An 18,410-nucleotide genomic window follows, 5' to 3' on the forward strand; every position below is an offset into this window, starting at 1 on the left:
ACGGCCGCTCGATTTCAAGGCCGCCGGTCCCGTGCACGCATGCTGAATCGCCATTTCTCCATCTATCTCGTTGCCTACATCCTGCCCGCGGCGGTGGGCTTCTTCGCGGTCACCGCCTACACGCGGCTGCTGACGCCGGCGGAGTACGGCGTCTATGTCGTCGGCATCAGCATTGCCGGCATTCTGGGGGCGATCTTCTTCGCCTGGATCAAGCTGTCGGTGTCACGCTACCAGGCGATGTCGTCGGAGGTTGATTTTCGCGGCACGGCGATGGTCGCATTCGCGCTGACGGTCGTTGCCATGTGCGCCGCGACCCCATTGGTGTTCCTGTTCCGTAGCGATGTCAGTGTCGAGCTGGTGCTCGCCAGCATGTTCGTCGCGATCATGTCGAATGCGGTCGATGTCGGCCAGGAGTTCGAGCGTGCCAAATTGCGCCCCTATCGCTTCGCGGCGATCTCGATCGTGCGCAGCGTGTCGAGCGTGGGCTTCGGCCTGCTCGGGATCTGGCTTGGCTGGGGCGGCATGGGCCTGCTCGCGGCGTTCGGCCTGGGCTCGCTGACCGGCATCATTCTCAACCTCGTTGGCGATCGCACGAAGATCGCGCGCTTTCAGCGCAGCCAGTTCATGCAGCTGGCGCGCTACGGCCTGCCGCTAACGCTGGCCGGGCTCTCGGTTGCGCTCTACTCGACCAGCGACCGGCTCATCGTCGCCTGGCTGCTCGGCAGGGACGCCGCCGGTATTTTTGGCGTCGCCGCCGATCTGCCGCGCCAGTTCATGGTCATGATCGCCTCCAGCGTCGCCGCAGCCACCGTGCCACTGGTGTTTCGTTCGTTGTCGGAAAAGAACAACGAGACGACGCGGGAGCGCTTGACCGAGAGTCTCGAGCTGCTGCTCGTCGTCGTCGCACCCGTCGCGGTCTGGCTTGCGCTCGCATCCGACCAGGTCGCGGGCACGCTCGTCGGCGTCGATTTCCGCGCCGGCGTGTCGGCACTGTTGCCGACGCTGGTGCTCGCCCGCTTCTTCGGCATCGCCAACCAATTCTACGTGCAGATCAGCTTCCAGCTCGCCGAGCGGCCGTTCATGCTGGCGGCGCAGTCGTTCCTCACCTTGGTTGTGAGTGTGGCGTTGATGATCGCACTGGTAGCGGGCTACGGCCTCTACGGTGCGGCGCTGGCGACGCTGGCGACCGAGGCAATCGGCTTCGTTGTCGCTGTCACGCTGATGCACCGCGCCCATCCCGTGCCGTTCGACCTCAACCGGCTTGCCGGCGTCGCGGCATCGGCAGCAGTGATGGCGGCTGCGATCCTCATCGCACGCGCACAGGTCGGCGGCACCGGCCTCGTGTCGCTGATCGTCGTGAGTGTTGCGGGCGGCCTCGCCTACACCGCCGCCGCGTGGCTGCTGAATGTCGCGAATGTGCGGACGTTGTCGCTCCAGTGCCTGCGGACGTTCAACCGGAAGGCGCTCGGCGTCTAGCCGCGGGCCGACGCCGCCCGCCCGCATCGTCGGAACAGGAGGGTAGCCCGCATCTGATTGCAATCGCGGTGGGCCGTACTGTCCCGGGAAATTCGGGGGTGGATGTTGGATATTGGATTGTGCAATACTGCTCGGCAGGACATTCGCGCTCGAATCAATAAGAGAGTGTTTGGAAGCGCGACCTCAGAGCCACTGCCGAAGGCGTTCGTGCGCGGGAAGCGTGCCGTCCTGGGCGGGCATTTTCAGAAAGCAGACTAGATATGGCTCAAAGGATGCCGGAAATCCGTGCATTGGCGCAACTGCTCGGCCGTTATCGCGAGCCCGACAGTACGCGCGGCGTCCTCGAACTGGCAGTCACGGCAGTGCCGTTGCTGGTCATCTGGGCCCTGACCTGGAATGCTTTTGACAATGGCTATTGGCTTGGCTTGCTGCTCGAGGTGCCCGCAGCCGGCTTGCTCGTCCGCCTCTTCATGATCCAGCACGATTGCGGACACGGCTCGTTCTTCCGCAGCCGGGTCGTGAACGACTGGGTCGGCCGGGCCATCGGTGTCGTGACACTGACGCCTTATGATTATTGGCGGCATAATCATGCGCACCATCATGCGAGCTCCGGCAATCTCGATCACAGGGGTCTTGGCGACATCGATACGTTGACCGTACGCGAGTTTCTCGCGCAATCTCGATGGCGTCGGATGCTCTATCGTCTCTACCGGCATCCCATGGTGATGTTTGGCGTCGGTCCCTCATATTTGTTCATCCTGAAGCACCGATTGCCGGTCGGGAGGATGCGCGGCGGCTGGAAGCCCTGGTTGAGCACGATGGGCACAAATGCTGCCATCGCGGTTCTCGTCGCCGCGATGATCCGCCTGGTGGGCTATGGGCCGTTCCTGCTTGTGCATCTGCCGATCATAATTCTGGCGGCGTCGATCGGTGTCTGGCTGTTCTACGTTCAGCACCAGTTCGAGGACACGTACTGGTCCCATGACGAAGGCTGGAGTTTTCACGAGGCTGCGCTGCATGGCAGTTCCCACTACCATTTGCCGACTGTCTTGCGATGGTTCACGGCCAATATCGGCATCCACCACATCCACCATCTCAGCAGCAGAATTCCCTGCTATCGACTGCCGGATGTGTTGCGGGATCATCCGCAGCTCGCTGGCGTCGGACGAATGACCCTGCTCCAGAGTCTGCGGTCTGTGCCGCTGGTCTTATGGGATGAGGAGCGCCTGCGGCTCGTCTCCTTTGCGGAGGTAAGAGCCCGGTCCATGCCCGATCTGCCCGTGATCGCGGACTGTTGTAACCTGTAGCCGGCACCCACCGGCGTTGCCGCGCGGTGCCTATTTCTCGTCACGGAAATTTCTGCAAACGCGATAAGCCACCGGCTTTTACATTTTGCGGTAGCGGCAGCCGGAGCCATGCCTTGCCGAGCTTGTCAATCAAAGCCCGTTCTGCTCAGTAGGAGTTTGAAATTGCGCAGCAATATGCGCATGCATCTATCGACTAAAGTCGAAATTCAGCGAGGAAACAAACAATGCGCAAGCTCACTTTGGCCATTGCCGTGATCGTCCCGATGCTTGGTCATGCAGCGTCGGCCGAGGACAGCCTCAAGATCGGCTACATCGATCCGCTCTCCGGCGGCGGCGCCAGTGTCGGCGAAGGTGGCTTGAAGACATTCCAGTATCTGGCCGACGAGCTCAACGTGAAGGGCGGCATCCTCGGCCACAAGATCGAGATCGTCCCGCTCGACAACAAGACCAATCCGCAAGAGAGCCTGGTTCAGGCCCAGAAGGCGATCGACGCCGGGGTTCACTACATCACCCAGGGCAACGGCTCGTCCGTGGGCGCGGCGCTGTCGGACTTCGTCACCAAGAACAACTCGCGCAATCCCGGCAAGGAAGTCCTGTACTTCAACTACGCCGCCGTCGATCCGAGCCTGACCAACGAGAAGTGCAGCTACTGGCATTTCCGCTGGGACGCGAGCTCCGACATCAAGATGGAAGCGCTGACCAACTACATGAAGGACACCGCCTCCATCAAGAAGGTGTACCTGATCAACCAGGACTATTCGTTCGGCCAGTCCGTTCGCACCGATGCGCGCAAGATGCTCGGAGCCAAGCGGCCCGACATCCAGATCGTCGGCGACGAGCTGCATCCGCTGCTGAAGGTCACGGACTTCTCGCCCTACATCGCCAAGATCAAGGCGTCCGGCGCCGATAGCGTCGTCACCGGCAATTGGGGCCAGGATTTCGCGCTGCTGCTCAAGGCCGCAGCCGATGCCGGGCTGAAGGTCAACTGGTACACTTATTATGCCGGCGGCGCCGGTGGCCCGACCGCCATCAAGCAGACCGGTCTCGATGGGCAAGTCTTCCAGATCACCGAGGGCTTTGCCAACTCCGGCAACAAGGCCGCGATGGACTACGAGAAGGCCTTCCGCGCCAAGGTGAACCTGTCGCTGTGGTATCCGCGTGCGGTCAACGAGATGCGGATGTTCAAGGCCGCGGCCGAGAAGGCCAACTCGATCGACCCCGTGAAAGTGGCGGCGGCGCTCGAGGACCTGAAGTTCGATGTCCTGGACGGTGGCCAGGGCATCATGCGCAAGGACGATCATCAGTTCTTGCAGCCGATCTACATCTCCTCGTTCGGCAAGCTGACCGAGAGCGAGCCGTTCGACGAGGAGAGCACCGGTTGGGGTTGGCATCTGGTCTCCAGGATCGACACGCCGCAGGCTATGGTCTCCACGACCTGCAAGATGGCGCGGCCGTAATCAGGGAATACGTCGCCTTTCCGCGGCCGCTATCGGTCGCGAGAAGGCGGCCGGAATGCATTTGATCGGTTGGGCGATGTTCACCGGGACCAGCGAGCCCCGGATACCCATGAGTGCGCTGTGCTTGAACTCATTGTCATTTCGACCCTGAACGGTGTGCTGTTCGGCATGCTGCTCTTCCTGTTGTCGAGCGGGCTGACTGTCATCTTCAGCATGATGGGCGTGCTAAACTTCGCCCATGCCAGCTTCTACATGCTCGGCGCCTTCTTCGGCTTCCAGCTCACGAAGTGGATCGGCTTCTGGCCGGCGCTGGTGGTAGCGCCGCTGCTGGTTGGTGCGATTGGCATGGCGGTGGAGCGCTACGGCTTGCGCAACACGCACAAGCACGGCCATGTCGCCGAGCTGCTGCTGACGTTTGGTCTCGCCTTTGCGATCGAAGAGATCGTCTCGATGATCTGGGGCAAGAGCCCGCTCGACTACCGCGTGCCGGCGCTGCTGGATTTCCCGGCCTTCACCATCTTCTCGACCAACTATCCCGCCTACAAGATCTTCATGCTGGCCGTGTCGGTCATCATTTTCGTGGCGCTGCTGATCGTGCTGAAACGCACCCGCGTCGGTCTCATCGTTCAGGCGGCGCTGACGCATCCGCACATGGTCGGGCATCTCGGCCATAATGTCGGGCGCGTCTTCATGGCGGTGTTCGGGGTCGGTAGCGCGCTCGCCGCCCTTGCCGGCGTCATTGCAGGTCCCGCCCTGGTGACCCAGTCCGACATGGCGGCCTCGCTCGGACCCATCCTGTTCGTGGTCATCGTGTTCGGCGGCCTCGGCTCCTTGCCGGGGGCCTTCATTGCGTCGCTCGTCATCGGGCTGGTGCAGACCTTTGCAGTGGCGCTCGATGGCTCGCTGGCGAGCGCCTTCGGACCGCTCGATCCGTCGGCGGGACCGTCCGTCCTCACCGACGTCTGGAACGTCACGATCGCGCAGGTCGCGCCGATCGTTCCGTACCTTCTGCTGGTGGTCATTCTGATCGTACGCCCCATGGGCCTGATGGGGACGCGCGAATCATGACCACGGCTGCGACTTCGACCGCCAAGGTGGCGGCAGATGCTGCCGGCGGAAGCCTGCGCTTCTACGGCGTCTGGCTGATCGGCATCGTCGTGCTGATCGTCCTGCCGATGATCTTCTCGTCGGGCGGCTCGCTGACATCCTTCAGCCTGATCGGCATCGCGATCGTGTTCGCGCTGTCCTACAACATCCTGCTCGGCCAGACCGGCCTGTTGTCGTTCGGTCATGCCGTGCATTACGGCCTCGGCGGCTTCGCGGCCTGCCACATGATGAATGCGGTGGTGTCGCATGGCTGGCCGATCCCGCTGCCGTTCATTCCGCTGTTCGGCGGGCTGGGCGGCCTCATGTTTGCGATGATCATCGGCTGGGTCATGACCAAGCGCGCCGGCACGGTGTTTGCGATGATCTCGCTCGGCATCGGCGAATTGGTGGCGTCCTCATCGCTGATCCTGCGCTCGGTGTTCGGCGGTGAGTCCGGCATCACCACGGATCGCACCGCGCTGCCGAAACTGCTCGGCTGGTCGTTCGGGCCGCAGCTTCAAGTCTACTATCTCATCGCCTTCTGGCTGGTGCTGTCGGCGATCGCGATGTACGCGCTGACCCGCACACCGCTCGGGCGGATCTGCAATGCGGTCCGCGACAATCCGGAGCGCGTCCAGTTCATCGGCTACGATCCGCACGTCGTCCGCTACATCGCGTTCTGCTTCGCAGGCTTCTTCGCCGGCATTGCCGGAGGTCTTGCCGCGATCAATTTCGAGATCGCGAACTCCGCCTATCTCGGCGCGATCCAGTCCGGCCTCGTGCTGTTCTCGACCTTTATCGGCGGCACCGCGTTTTTCTTCGGCCCGATCCTCGGCGCGATCCTGGTGACCTATCTCCAACTCGGGCTGACCAACCTCACCACGGCCTGGCAGCTCTATTTCGGCATCATCTTCATCGGCATCGTGATGTATGCGCCGGGCGGCATTGCCGGCCTGTTGATGATGCATCGGCCGCTGATCCGCGCCGGGACGCTATGGACGGTGATCCCGTCCTATCTCGTTGCGATCGTGCCGACGGTCGCGCTCGCTTGCGGCGTGATCCTGGCCATCGAGACCGTCGCACGTTTCTCCGGCGGCGACGCAATCAACCTGTTCGGCATCGCCTTCAATCCGACATCGCCGGTGACATGGATCGCGGCGGCGGTCCTCGTTGTCGGGGGCTTCGTCGTCGCGCGGCTGACCTGGCGGCGGATCGCGGAGGCGTGGGACCGCGCCGGCACGGTGGCGCGGGACCGGGGGTATCTCGCATGAGCGGAGCGGTATCTGGAAAGGGCGCAGCCGTCGAAGTCCGCGCTGTCGAGAAGCGTTTTGGCAATGTCGGCATCATCCGCGACCTCAATCTCAGCGTTGCCGAGGGTGAGCGTCACGCCATCATCGGCCCGAACGGCGCCGGCAAATCAACCACGTTCAACCTGATCAGCGGCCACATCGCCCCGACCTCGGGCGAGGTGAAGCTGAATGGCGATGTGATCTCCGGCCTGCGGCCATTCGAGATCAACCGCCGCGGCCTGTCGCGCTCGTTCCAGGTCACCAACGTGTTCGCGCGCATGACGGTCTGGGAGAACGTGCGCTGTGCCGTGCTGTGGGCCACGGGGCATCGCTACGCGTTCTGGAAGAACGTCGACAGCCTGCCGGAGGTGCGTGAGCGCACGGCTCGGATTCTCGACGACATCCATCTGACGCATCGGCGTGACGTGCCGGCGGGTCTTTTGACCTATGCCGAGCAGCGCGAGCTCGAGATCGGCATCACCATCGCGAGCGGCGCCACCGTCGTCATGCTGGACGAGCCGACCGCCGGCATGAGCCACGCGGAGACCGACCGCGCCGTGTCGCTGATCCGGCGGCTGACCGAGGGCAAGACGCTCGTGATCGTCGAGCACGACATGAGCGTCGTGTTCGGCCTCGCCGACCGCATCTCGGTGCTGGTCTATGGCCACATCATCGCATCGGGCACGCCGGAAGAGATCCGGCGCGATCCGAAGGTCAAGGAAGCCTATCTCGGCGAGGAAGCGCACTGATGCTCGAGGTCAGGGATCTCCACGCCTATTACGGCAAGAGCCACATTCTTCAGGGCGTCGACCTCGATGTCGGCGCCGGCGAGGTCGTGAGCCTGCTCGGCCGCAATGGCGTCGGCCGCTCCACCACGGTCAAGGCGATCATGGGTGAGGTCGCCCCGCAAGGCACGATCCGCTTCAAGGGCAAGGACATCGCGGGCCTGCCCAGCTACAAGATCGCCCACCTCGGGCTCGGCTATGTGCCCGAGCATCGCGACATCTTCCCGAGCCTGACGGTTCGCCAGAACCTGCTGCTCGGCATCAAGGACACGCGCCGTCCCGGCAAATGGCGGCTGCAGGACATGCTCGACATGTTCCCCAATCTCGCCGCGCGTGCCGATACGGCCGCGGGCGTGCTGTCCGGCGGCGAGAAGCAGATGCTGACGACGTGCCGGACGCTGATGGGCGATCCCGATCTGATCATGATCGACGAGCCCACCGAAGGCCTCGCGCCGCTGATCGTGCAGCAGGTCGGCGATCTCATCGCGCGGATAGCGCAGGCCGGCGTCGCCATCCTCCTCGTCGAGCAAAAACTGTCGATCGCGATGCGCATCTCCAGGCGCGTCTACATCATGGGCCACGGCCGCGTGGTGTTCGAAGGCACGCCGGAAGAGCTCAAGGCCAATGCCGCCGTGCGGCAGGGATGGCTCGAGGTCTGACGGCTGCAAGCCGCGCATACGCATCTGAATTCTAAGCTACATCTCACGCCTGATAATCAAGGTATCGTCCCGCCTGCCGACATCGCGAGCGATGCGGTCGATGATAACCAAAAAACGAAGCGGAGGACGTTGACCGCGGCCTTGCGAGCCCGCGCGTCGATGCACTCTGCCAGGGAAGGAGATGCCGCGCATGCCCGGCCACCAATTCAAGTTCATCGCCGGAGTCGTCGCTCTGCTTGCCGTCCTGAGCGCTGCTTCGGTCGCGACGGCCGGAAATTACGACACCGGCGCGACCGACACGGGCATCAAGCTCGGCCAGACCATGCCCTATTCGGGACCGGCCTCGGCCTATTCCGCGATCGGCCGCGCCGAGATCGCCTATTTCAAGTGCTCAACGACAAGGGCGGCATCAACGCCCGCAAGGTCGATCTTCTCAGCATGGACGACGCCTACTCGCCGGCGAAGACGGTCGAGCAGACGCGTCGTCTCGTCGAGAGCGACGAGGTTCTGGCGATGTTCTCGATGCTCGGCACCGGCCCGAACATCGCCGCGCAAAAATATCTCAACGTCAAGAAGGTGCCGCAGCTGTTCCCGTCGAGCGGCGCCAGCCGCTGGAACGATCCGCATCATTTTCCCTGGACCACCGGTTCGCAGCCGACTTACAGGACTGAAGGACGGATCTACGCCAAGTGGATTCTGGCGAACAAGCCCGACGCCAGGATCGCGGTGATCACGCCGAACGAGGATCCCGGCCGCGACTATCTCGCCGGCTTCAAGGAGGGGCTTGGCGAGCGCGTCAGCCAGATCGTATCGGAAGCGGTGTACGAGACGACGGATGCGACGGTCGACTCCCAGATCGTCAAATTCAAGGCCGCAGGCGCCGACGTTCTCTTCAACGAGTGCACGCCCAAATTCGCGGCTCAGGCGATCAAGAAGGTCGCCGAGCTCGGCTGGAAGCCGCAGATCATCGTTCCCGCCGTCTCCAATTCCGTCGGCTCCGTGCTGGCGCCGGCCGGGCTCGAGAATTCCGTCGGCATCGTCACCGGTGCCTTCCTGAAGGATCCCGGTGATCCGCGCTGGGAGAACGACGCCGGCATGAAAGCCTGGCGCGAATGGATGAAGACCTACAATTCCGGCGCTGATCCCGCCGATATCTTCAACGTCACCGGCTACACCATGGCGCAGATGATGGAGATGGTGCTGCAGCGTGCCGGCAATGATCTCACGCGCGCCAATTTGATGAAGCAGGCGCAGTCGTTCAAGGACGTCGAGCTGCCGATGCTGCTGCCCGGCATCAGGCTCAACACCTCGGCCGAGCAGGTGACGCCGATCCGCCAGTTGCAGATGGCGCGCTTCAACGGAAAATCCTGGGAGCTGTTCGGCGACGTTCTCGGCGAGTAGGCTCACCGTGAATGCTTCCTCCAACCACAGTGTAGAGACGATGGCACCGACCGGCCCCCTCTGCGGCATCCGCGTTCTCGATCTGACGAGCGTGCTGTTCGGACCCTATGCCGCGCAAATGCTCGGCGACTGGGGCGCCGACGTCATCAAGGTCGAGCCGCCGTCGGGCGACACCTGGCGCTACACCGGCGTGTTCCGGAACCGCGGCATGAGCGGCCAGTTCATGGCGGTCAACCGCAACAAGCGCAGCCTCGCGCTCGATTTGAAGCATCCGGACGGCAAGGCGGCGCTGGCGAAGCTGATCCCGACGGTCGACGCGCTCGTCACCAATGTGCGCCCCGCAGCGATGGCACGGCTCGGCTTCGGATATGGGGACTGCGCCAAGCTCAACCCGCGGCTCATTTATGCCGCCGCGACCGGTTTTGGCCAGGACGGCCCTTGGGCAGCGCGGCCCGCCTTCGACGAGATCATCCAGGCGGCCTCCGGCCTCGCATCATCGATCGGATCTGACGAGCAGCCGCAGTTCGTTCCGAGCCTGATCGGCGACAAGATCTGCGCCATGGCGATGGTCGGTGCGGTGTCGGCAGCGTTGTTCAGGCGCGAGCGCACCGGACAAGGCCAGATGGTCGAGGTACCGATGCTGGAGACGATCGCGGGTTTCAACAGCATCGAGATGCTGGGCGGACACGCGTTCGATCCGCCGATCGGCCCGGCCGGCTACAAGCGCATGAAGAACCGGCGCCCGGTGAAGACCAGGGACGGCTGGCTGACGATGCTACCTTATTCGGGCGACAATTGGTGCGCCTTCTTCGAGGCCGTCGGCCGCCCCGAATTGAGCGACGAGCTCGGCGTGCGCGATCCCGTGCTGCGCTCGCAAAACATCGACAAGATCTACGACCGCATGAGCGAGATCGGACCGACCCGCACCACGGCAGAGTGGGAAGAATTGCTGCTGCGGCTGGACGTGCCGCACACCGCGTTTGCCCGGCTCACCGAGATCGGCGATCAGCCGCACCTCGCGGCTGTCGGACTGTTCGCGGATATCGATCACCCGACTGAGGGACGGATTCGGCAGGCGCGTCCGGCGACAAAATTCTCCGAAAGCCCGGCCGGCATCCATCGCATGGCGCCGCGCCTTGGCGAGCATTCGCGCGAGGTGTTGCGCGAAGCGAGTCTGAGCGACGCCGAGATCGAAGCGCTCGTTGCGAACAAGGCAGTTGGCGCGCCGTAGAGCGGGCGGGCCAACTGACGCCGAGCGCTACCGCTTGCTGGCGGCCGTCCTGGCGCAATTCTCTGTGATTCCGGTCACATTCCCTCCTGCCGCTTCAGGTAGACATTCTGCCGCAGAGCGCGTCCGCCAGCTCCAGGCCAGCCCCGGCCGCGGACCGCCCTTCCGCCCGCGCGGGCCGTCGTATATGAGAGCTTTGTCGCCGGAACCGACCGAAAATCGCCCGATACGGAACGGATGGTGGCTGCGATTTCTTAATCTAGAGATCGCAATCTGATCGATGATCGACGCAAGCGCGGACCGGCAACCGGGGAATGGCATGAAAGACCTGATGACGACGGCGCAATCCAATGGAGCGATGCGGCGTTGGGGGCCTCCCGGAATTGTGATGTTCGCGGTAGCGGTTGCGCTGTCCGCAATGATCCCGGGCGCTATGGCGGCGAAGCAGCCGCGCCAGACCGCTGAGGCGGTGGCGCAGCGCGAGGCCGGCGAGCCGATCATGGCGATCGTGTCGATCAAGAGCCAGCAGGTCACGTTGTACGATTCCGAGGGCTGGATCCTGCGCGCGCCGGTCTCGACCGGCACGACCGGGCGCGAGACGCCCGCCGGCGTCTTCGCCGTTATCGAGAAGGACAAGGACCACCACTCTACCATGTATGACGATGCCTGGATGCCGAACATGCAGCGCATCACCTGGAACGGCATCGCGCTGCATGGCGGGCCGCTGCCCGGCTACGCGGCCTCGCACGGCTGCGTGCGGATGCCCTTCCCCTTCGCCGAAGGCCTGTTCGACAAGACCAATATCGGCATGCGGGTGATCATCTCGCCGAACGACGCCGCTCCGGTCGATTTCTCGCATCCCTCGCTGTTCGTGCCGAGCAAGGAGGTCATCGCGGCGGCACCGAATCGTGCCGACAAGCTCTCCGCCCAGGCGGAGGAAGCCGCGAGCGCGGCTGATGACGCCAAGAAGGCCGCGACGGCAGCCGCGAAGGATGCGCAATCGCTTCCGGCATCGCTGCGCAAGCTCGAGCAGCAGAAGGCGCGCGCCGACGCCGACAACGCCTATGCCGACAAGCTGGTCGCGAATGCCAAGACTGATCAGGCCAAGGCAAAGGCCGACGAGCTGAAGCAGAAGGCCGCGACCAAGGCCGCGGATGCGGCAACTCAGTTGGACGCCGCCAAGGCCGCCGCGCAACCGAAGCGCGACGCGGTTGCCGCAACAAAGGATGCTGCCAAGGCGGCCGCGGCCAAGAAGGCTGAAGCCGTGAAGGCTGCGACCGACGCAAAGCTCGCGCTAGAGCCGGTATCGGTCTACATCAGCCGCTCGACGCAAAAGCTCTACGTGCGTCGCAATACCCACAAGCCGGCGCCCGACGGCGGCGGCGAGGTGTTCGACACCAGCATCGAGGTTCCCGTCACCATCCGCAATCCCGACCAGCCGCTCGGCACGCACATCTTCACGGCGATGGCGAAGAACGACACCGGCCTGCGCTGGAGCGTCGTCACCATCGACGAGGGCGACAGCGCCAAGGATGCGCTCGACCGCGTCACCATTCCGCAGGAGGTGTGGGATCGCATCGGGCCGACCGCATTGCCGCGCTCGTCGATCATCATCTCGGACGAGCCGCTGAGCGCCGAGACCAACTACCGCACCGAGTTCGTCGCGGTCCTGAGCAACCATCCGCAAGGCGGCTTCATCACACGCAAGCCGACCGCGCCGCCGATGGAGGTGGCCACCGACGATGGCTGGGGCGGCAACGGCTTTGGCGGCAATGGCTTCTTCTTCTTTGGGCAGCGCGATCCCACCCCGCAGCCGGTCAATCCGCGCCGCCGCGGCGGCCAGTACCAGTACTATCAATCGACGCAACCGGTGCAGCGGAGCTTTTGGTAGGCGCGCGGCCGGAGCGTAGCGGCTCGCGCCGTTACGGCCGGGCCGTGATCACCAGGGCCTGAATCCTGGCTTCGACCGGTCCGGAGCCGTGGCGTTTTCGGATGGCTTGCGCAACGGCATCGGTTGCGGCCTCAAGCTTGCTCGCATCCCTGGCCTCGATCTCGCCGCGCAGTGGCGTTCCCTGGCAGTAGGCGATCGCGACATATTCCGCCGAAGGCGCGCGGCTCATTGCTGTCAGCGTCTCTATCGAGATGTCCTTGAAGCCCGCGCGTTCGAGATCGGCCTTGATGACAGCCTTGTCGTGGTAGCCGTGCGGCGTCCGCGCCATGAACAGCGGCGGATTGTCAGGAAACATCCTGCCGAGCGTGATCGTCGCGTCGTCCGCGAACACATTGTCCTCGATACGGTCCCAGACACTGAACAGGTACGCGCCATCAGGCTTCAACACCCGCTTCGTTTCCGCATAGCCCTTGCTGCGATCCGGAAAGAACATGGCGCCGAACTGGCAGCAGACGACGTCGAACGCGGCATCGTCGAAGGGCAGCGCTAGCGCATCCGCCTGTCGCCAGGACATGCGGGGGTCATCGCCCTGACGCTGCTTCGCGACCGCGAGCATCGGTTCGTTGAGGTCGGTCGAGACATATCGGACACTGGGAGGCAGCAGCGCCGCCACGGCCCGCGTGACGGCACCGGTGCCGGCGGCGATCTCGAGCAAGTCCGAGGGCAACAGCGCCGCGATGCGCCGGGCAAGGTCGTCGGCATAGAAGGAGAAGATCAGCGGCACCAGATATTCGTCGTACAGCTTTGGGACCGAGCCGGCGAAAACCTTGTCAGTGCTGGACATGGATGCCTCGCTGAAGGTTCAGCTATCACGGCCAGGATAGCACAGTCCGACCGCCCTGGCCGCTCCTATCGCTCCGGCGAGAGTGCCCGGCCGATCAAATGATCCAGCGAGACGCGCCCCGGTCCGTAGGCCATGATGCCGAGGGCCATCGCGGCCCAGGTGATGTGCACCGGCCAGCCGTCGGGCACGGTGAGCTCGACGATCACTGTCATGAACAGCAGTCCGAGGGCTGCGAACCGCGTGCCGAGGCCGAGGACCAGCAGGATCGGGAACGTGATCTCGCCGCACCCCGACAGGAAGGCCATCACCGCCGGCGCGGGATAGTGATAGGGGCCGCCCGGCAAATGCAGCATGAATTCGTCGGTGAACAGCGTCACCGCGGTGTCGTTCAGCTTGAGGAAGCCGCCCCATTTGAGGATGCCGGAGCGCCAGAACGGCACCGCCAGCGCCAGCCGCAACACCAGCTGGACCAGCGAGGGCGCAGCAATCGTCTGCACCAGACGATTGGCGTTGTCGACGAGACGCCCCAGTGGCGGCAGGCTTCCTTCGGCCGACATGCGTTGGTCCGTGATCATCATGCGTCTCCGAAGGCGATTGACGTGAATGCGCCGGCTTCGATCAGACCTGCGATGTTGGCGGCGATATCGAAGTCGGGCGAGGCGTCCAGCGCCGATGCCGCAGCCTCGCCGAGCGGCCGCCCCTCCGCCAGGGAGGTTGCGAACACCGCCCCGCCGGGAGGCAGGTGCCGCACGATGACATCGAAGCCGGGCCGCGTGATCAGCGCGTCTTCCGGTGTCGAGGCGTCGATGCGGCTCACGGGCGCGCTATCGCGGTTGGCGGCAAAGATCGTCACGGCGGAAAATTCTGCGCACACGATCTGCGCTGCCGGGTGCGGTGTGAGAACGAGGTCGGCCAGTCGCTCCGGTGCGACCGCCGCGAGTTGCGCCGGCGCCAGCGGCGTTGCGTCGCGCGCGTGGTAGGCGTCGAGCCAGGCTCGCTCGATCCGGGCGACATCGGCGAGCCAGGGCATGGTTTGCGCGTGCTCATATCGTGCAATGAAGTCCGGAAACCCGCGGCCATATTCGAACAGCAACGGCGAGGTCGGCGGGCTGCCGCGAACATGGAAGCGCGCCATCGCGCGGAAGAAGTCAGTTCCGGTGATGCGTTGCACGGCCGGATAGATCGCAGCGAGCGCGTCGATCAGGCTCACCGTGACATTGTTGCGATAGACGTCGTAGCGCTTTCCGGCGGCCTTGCCGTTCGGGCCGGTTACGATCTGAGGCGCGTCGCGCGTCGGATCGAGCAGCGCCGGCGCGAACGCCGCGGCAAACGAGATCGGCTCAGGCGGCATGACGATCCTCCGCGCGCGCGGCGGTCCCGCGGCGATCGAGGATCGCCTGTGCAGCGGCGGCTTCCGCTTGCAGAACCGGCCAATCCGGAATCCTGGAGTCCCACTCGACCAGCGTCGGCATCGGGCCGCAGCGTTCGATGACGATCTCGTAGAGCTTCCACACCGCGTCCGCGACCGGACCGTCATGGCTGTCGATCAGGAGTGGCTCGCCGTCATCGTCCGCCTGCTCGTCGTGCCCGGCAAGGTGGATTTCGCCAATGCGCGACAGCGGAAAATCAGCGAGATAGTCGAGCGCCGAAAAGCCGTGATTGGTCGCGGACACGAAGACGTTGTTGATATCGAGCAGCAGGCCGCATCCCGTGCGCTCCGCAACGCTGCGGATGAAATCGGTCTCGCTCATGGTCGTTTCCGTGAAAGCGAGATAGGTCGACGGGTTTTCCAGCAGGATCGGACGCCGGATCGCCTCCTGCATCTGGTCGATGTGAGCGCAGACGTGGCGCAGCGTCGCCTCGGTGTACGGCAGCGGCAGCAGATCGTTGAAGAAGCTGCTCTCATGCGTCGACCAGGCCAGATGTTCGGACACCATCGCCGGCTGGTACCGCGCCACCAGGCCGCGGAAGCGGGCCAGATGCGCCTTGTCAAGCGGCTGCGGCCCGCCGATCGACATGCAGACGCCATGCAGCGACAGCGGATGGTCGCGGCGGATTGCGTCCAGGGCGCGGTGCGGCGGCCCTCCCGCGCCCATGTAGTTCTCGGCATGAACTTCGAAGAAGCCGCGCTTCGGGCCGTCCGCGAGGATCGCCTTGAGATGCTCGTGCTTGAAACTGGTGCCGGCGATGCCGCCGATCGGAGACGGAAAGCGGAGGGGCGTGGGTGTGGACGGGCCGGGCCCGATCGCTAGTGTCATGTCGCTCCTCCGCTTTCCCTGTTTGGCGATGTGCTGGTGTCAGACCGGCTTGAGCGAGCCCTTCTTGCCGTTCGGCAGGTCGATGCTGGTGCACGTGCCGCCCTGCACGAACTTCCACGCATTGCCCTGGAAATCGGTGGTCGAGGTGCCCTGGCAGGTGGTGCCCGGTCCGGCCGCGCAATCGTTCTGGCCCTTCAGCGCAACGCCGAAGCACTTTTCCTTCTTGGCGGCCATCGCCGCATCGGCCTCGGCCTTGGTCAGCGGAGCAGCAGCGGCAAACGTCGCGAGCGCAGTCGACATGGCGCCGGCGAGAACGAGCGTAGTGACGGCAAGTTTGGCAGACATGGAATTCTCCTTTCGGGATAGCATCGCTTGGCAAGCGAAGAGCGCATTGTCGGGTTCGTCACGTACGCAGCTCGTGTTACGCATAGAGCTGCTCACGAGTCCGTGAGCGTGTCCGCGAGACGGTTGGTTGGAAGGCGGTGGGTGGTGCCTGCCACAGGTAACGAACGCAGGCGCGCCACGTAGAGCGATAGCAGGAGATATGGCCGGGTCGCGGCCCTGCCGGAGAACGGAACCCACGATGAACGTTGATCCCGGACGGCACTTTCACGCGCTCGCCAGGCTGACGGTCAGCATCCGCCTTGCGGTCTCGGCGCTGGTCTTGACCGCGATCCTGCTGACCGCCGCCTTGTCCAGCCTGCTGTGGTGGCGGACGGCGGAAGCAACCAGTCGGCAACTGGCCGCGACCATCAACGAGCAGATCGTGGCAGCGGTCCGCAAGGAGGTCGCGGCCATCGTCGACGAGGCACGCGCCGCCCATACCGCCATCCGCACGCTGTTTTTGCAGAACGTGCTCGACACCCGCGAGGCCGACAAGCGCGAGTTCGTGTTCCTGTCGCAACTGCAATCGCAGGCGACGATCTCCTCGGTTGCCTTCGGCTGGCCGGACGGCTCGTTCTTTGCCGCCCACAAGCTCGGCGACCGCCGTCTGGAGATGATGGAGATCTCGCTGACCGATCATCCCGGCCAGCGCCGGATCGATGAATATGACGTTGTGCCCGGCGACATCGAATTCGCCAATCGCCGCTTCGAGCCGACCGAATTTCGCGTCGCCGACCTCGCCTGGTTCAAGACCGGCCTCGCAGCGGAGGAGCCGCAATGGTTCAGGGTCTCGAACCATCCGACCGGCGAGCGGCCGTCGATTGCCTTTGCGGGTCCGATCGACGTTTACCAGGAACGGCAGGGCGTGCTTGCGATCATTATCGAATACACCAGGATCGCGCGTTTCCTCTCCCAGCTCGAGGTCGGCCGCACCGGCGCGGCTTTCATCTTCGATGGCAGTGGCGAACTCGTGGCCGCGCCGGACATGGATGCCGACGAGCTGCATTCAGCGCGTGAAGAGCAGAAGCTGTTGCCATTGGCGCGGCTGGCGCTGGCCCAGGCCGGCGACCAGGGCCGCAAGGAGGCGTGGCGAAGCCGGCTCGCCTCGCACGGCGCGGCCTACGAAGTCGCGCTGACGCCGTTGCCGTTCCCAGGCTGGTCGCTTGCAACCGTCATCCCCGAGGCCGAATTTCTCGGACCTGTCGAGACGACGCTGCGGCGGCTGATCGTCGGTCTTGCCGTCGGCGCGGTGCTTGCGGCCTTGGTGTCGGCGATGCTGGCACGTTCGGTGATTGCCGCGCCGCTGACGCGCGTGGTCGGCGAGCTCCGTCATGTCGAAGCCTTTGCGCTGGAGAAGGTTCGTCGGCACCCGTCGCGGCTCAAGGAGATCACGAGCCTGTCGGGTGCGATCGCCGAGATGGCGGCCGGTCTCTCCGCCTTTCGCAAATTCATCCCGGCAGATCTCGTTCGCTCGCTGCTACGACAGGGTGTCGAAGCGAAACCCGGCGGCACGATTCAGGAGCTCAGCGTGATGTTCATCGACATCGCCGGCTTCACCGGATTATCCGAGCGCATGGGCGATCGCATCGTGCCGCTGTTGTCGGGCTATCTCGACGCCGCCTCGGAAGTCATCGTCGCCGATGGCGGCACCATCGACAAGTTCATCGGCGACGCCGTCATGGCATTCTGGGGCGCGCCGCAGCCGCAGGCCGATCATGCGCTGCGCTGCTGTCGCGCCGCGCTCGGCTGCCGCAGCGCGATCGAGGCGTCGGGCCTTTCCGACGATTCCGGCCAGCCTCTCCAGATCCGGATCGGAATCAATTCCGGCCGCATGCTGGTCGGCAACATCGGCTCGGAGCTGCGCCTGAACTACACCGTGATCGGCGATGCCGTGAACGTCGCAAGCCGCCTTGAGGGCGCCAACAAGTCTTACGGCACGCAAATCCTGATTGGTGAGGCGACCGAACGCCTCGCACGCGGCGCCATCGTCACGCGGGAGATCGACAGCATCGCGGTTTACGGGCGGGAGGAGGGGTTCTCGGTCTATGAATTGATCGGACTTGCCGGGGAAGGCGGCGGCACGACCGGATGGATTGCGGACTATGAGCGCGGCCTCGCCAATTATCGCGCGCGCCGGTTTGCCGCCGCGCTCGCCGATTTCGAAGTCGTGCTGAACGAGCGCGGCCATGATCGCCCGGCGGAACTGATGCGGGACCGTTGCCGGCAGTTCGCGACCGTCGCGCCCGACACGTCGTGGCGGCCGGTCGCTGCGCTGACGACGAAGTAGCTGCGAGGCGAGGACCGGCGACCGTCCGAAATGCGCGCGGCTTTCGCGTTCTCCCTTC

At 64.5% G+C, this 18,410-nt stretch carries 15 protein-coding genes and 1 pseudogene; 11 read left to right on the top strand and 5 right to left on the bottom strand.

Annotation, left to right across the window (positions count from 1 at the left end; translation table 11 throughout):
* Window positions 1–39 precede the first annotated feature (39 nt).
* The 10 genes and pseudogenes from FXB38_RS23420 to FXB38_RS23465 all read left to right on the top strand — a co-directional run bounded on the left by FXB38_RS23420 (window position 40) and on the right by FXB38_RS23465 (window position 12,579).
* Window positions 40–1,476, top strand: a complete 1,437-nt coding sequence (locus FXB38_RS23420) for a lipopolysaccharide biosynthesis protein (RefSeq protein WP_148753330.1) — start codon at window positions 40–42, stop codon at window positions 1,474–1,476.
* 260 nt (window positions 1,477–1,736) lie between these two features.
* Window positions 1,737–2,783 (top strand): fatty acid desaturase, encoded by a 1,047-nt coding sequence (locus FXB38_RS23425; RefSeq protein ID WP_148753331.1) that lies wholly within the window; start codon window positions 1,737–1,739, stop codon window positions 2,781–2,783.
* 224 nt (window positions 2,784–3,007) lie between these two features.
* Window positions 3,008–4,240: a branched-chain amino acid ABC transporter substrate-binding protein gene (locus FXB38_RS23430; protein WP_148753332.1), complete on the top strand. Its 1,233-nt coding sequence runs from the start codon at window positions 3,008–3,010 to the stop codon at window positions 4,238–4,240.
* Window positions 4,241–4,360: 120 nt separating this feature from the next.
* Entirely contained in the window at window positions 4,361–5,308 is a 948-nt protein-coding gene (locus tag FXB38_RS23435; RefSeq protein WP_148753333.1) for a branched-chain amino acid ABC transporter permease, read from the top strand.
* Complete coding sequence (locus FXB38_RS23440; protein WP_148753334.1) at window positions 5,305–6,597, top strand: branched-chain amino acid ABC transporter permease; 1,293 nt, start codon at window positions 5,305–5,307, stop codon at window positions 6,595–6,597. Before FXB38_RS23435 ends, FXB38_RS23440 begins: the two co-directional genes overlap by 4 nt.
* Window positions 6,594–7,364 (top strand): ABC transporter ATP-binding protein, encoded by a 771-nt coding sequence (locus tag FXB38_RS23445; RefSeq protein WP_148753335.1) that lies wholly within the window; start codon window positions 6,594–6,596, stop codon window positions 7,362–7,364. The genes FXB38_RS23440 and FXB38_RS23445 overlap by 4 nt, the downstream gene beginning before the upstream one ends.
* Window positions 7,364–8,059 carry an ABC transporter ATP-binding protein gene (locus tag FXB38_RS23450; RefSeq protein WP_148753336.1) on the top strand — a complete coding sequence of 232 codons (696 nt, stop codon included), beginning with the start codon at window positions 7,364–7,366 and terminating at the stop codon, window positions 8,057–8,059. Before FXB38_RS23445 ends, FXB38_RS23450 begins: the two co-directional genes overlap by 1 nt.
* Window positions 8,060–8,249: 190 nt before the next feature.
* Window positions 8,250–9,460, top strand: a pseudogene (locus tag FXB38_RS23455) (ABC transporter substrate-binding protein).
* A 40-nt stretch (window positions 9,461–9,500) separates the two neighbouring features.
* A complete protein-coding gene (locus FXB38_RS23460) occupies window positions 9,501–10,691 on the top strand; it encodes a CaiB/BaiF CoA transferase family protein (RefSeq protein WP_148753337.1) in 1,191 nt (396 codons plus the stop codon).
* A gap of 316 nt (window positions 10,692–11,007) precedes the next feature.
* Window positions 11,008–12,579, top strand: coding sequence for a L,D-transpeptidase (locus tag FXB38_RS23465; protein WP_148753338.1), 1,572 nt, complete (start codon window positions 11,008–11,010; stop codon window positions 12,577–12,579).
* Window positions 12,580–12,610: 31 nt separating this feature from the next.
* Here the strand turns inward: FXB38_RS23465 and FXB38_RS23470 are convergent, their stop codons facing one another.
* The 5 genes from FXB38_RS23470 to FXB38_RS23490 form a co-directional block, all read right to left on the bottom strand.
* Entirely contained in the window at window positions 12,611–13,423 is an 813-nt protein-coding gene (locus tag FXB38_RS23470; protein ID WP_148753339.1) for a class I SAM-dependent methyltransferase, read from the bottom strand.
* Between the two features lie 65 nt (window positions 13,424–13,488).
* Window positions 13,489–13,998: a DoxX family protein gene (locus tag FXB38_RS23475; RefSeq protein WP_148753377.1), complete on the bottom strand. Its 510-nt coding sequence runs from the start codon at window positions 13,996–13,998 to the stop codon at window positions 13,489–13,491.
* A complete protein-coding gene (locus FXB38_RS23480; protein ID WP_148753340.1) occupies window positions 13,998–14,774 on the bottom strand; it encodes an HvfC/BufC N-terminal domain-containing protein in 777 nt (258 codons plus the stop codon). The genes FXB38_RS23475 and FXB38_RS23480 overlap by 1 nt, the downstream gene beginning before the upstream one ends.
* Window positions 14,764–15,681 carry an MNIO family bufferin maturase gene (bufB, locus tag FXB38_RS23485; RefSeq protein ID WP_148753341.1) on the bottom strand — a complete coding sequence of 306 codons (918 nt, stop codon included), beginning with the start codon at window positions 15,679–15,681 and terminating at the stop codon, window positions 14,764–14,766. The genes FXB38_RS23480 and bufB overlap by 11 nt, the downstream gene beginning before the upstream one ends.
* Before the next feature lie 39 nt (window positions 15,682–15,720).
* Window positions 15,721–16,026 carry a BufA1 family periplasmic bufferin-type metallophore gene (locus FXB38_RS23490; protein ID WP_148753342.1) on the bottom strand — a complete coding sequence of 102 codons (306 nt, stop codon included), beginning with the start codon at window positions 16,024–16,026 and terminating at the stop codon, window positions 15,721–15,723.
* Window positions 16,027–16,264: 238 nt separating this feature from the next.
* Here FXB38_RS23490 and FXB38_RS23495 point away from each other — a divergent pair, with 238 nt between their 5' ends.
* A complete protein-coding gene (locus FXB38_RS23495; RefSeq protein ID WP_148753343.1) occupies window positions 16,265–18,352 on the top strand; it encodes an adenylate/guanylate cyclase domain-containing protein in 2,088 nt (695 codons plus the stop codon).
* The last annotated feature ends 58 nt before the right edge of the window (window positions 18,353–18,410 follow it).

Origin of the sequence: Bradyrhizobium cytisi, assembly GCF_008123515.1 — a bacterium.
GTDB lineage: Bacteria > Pseudomonadota > Alphaproteobacteria > Rhizobiales > Xanthobacteraceae > Bradyrhizobium > Bradyrhizobium cytisi.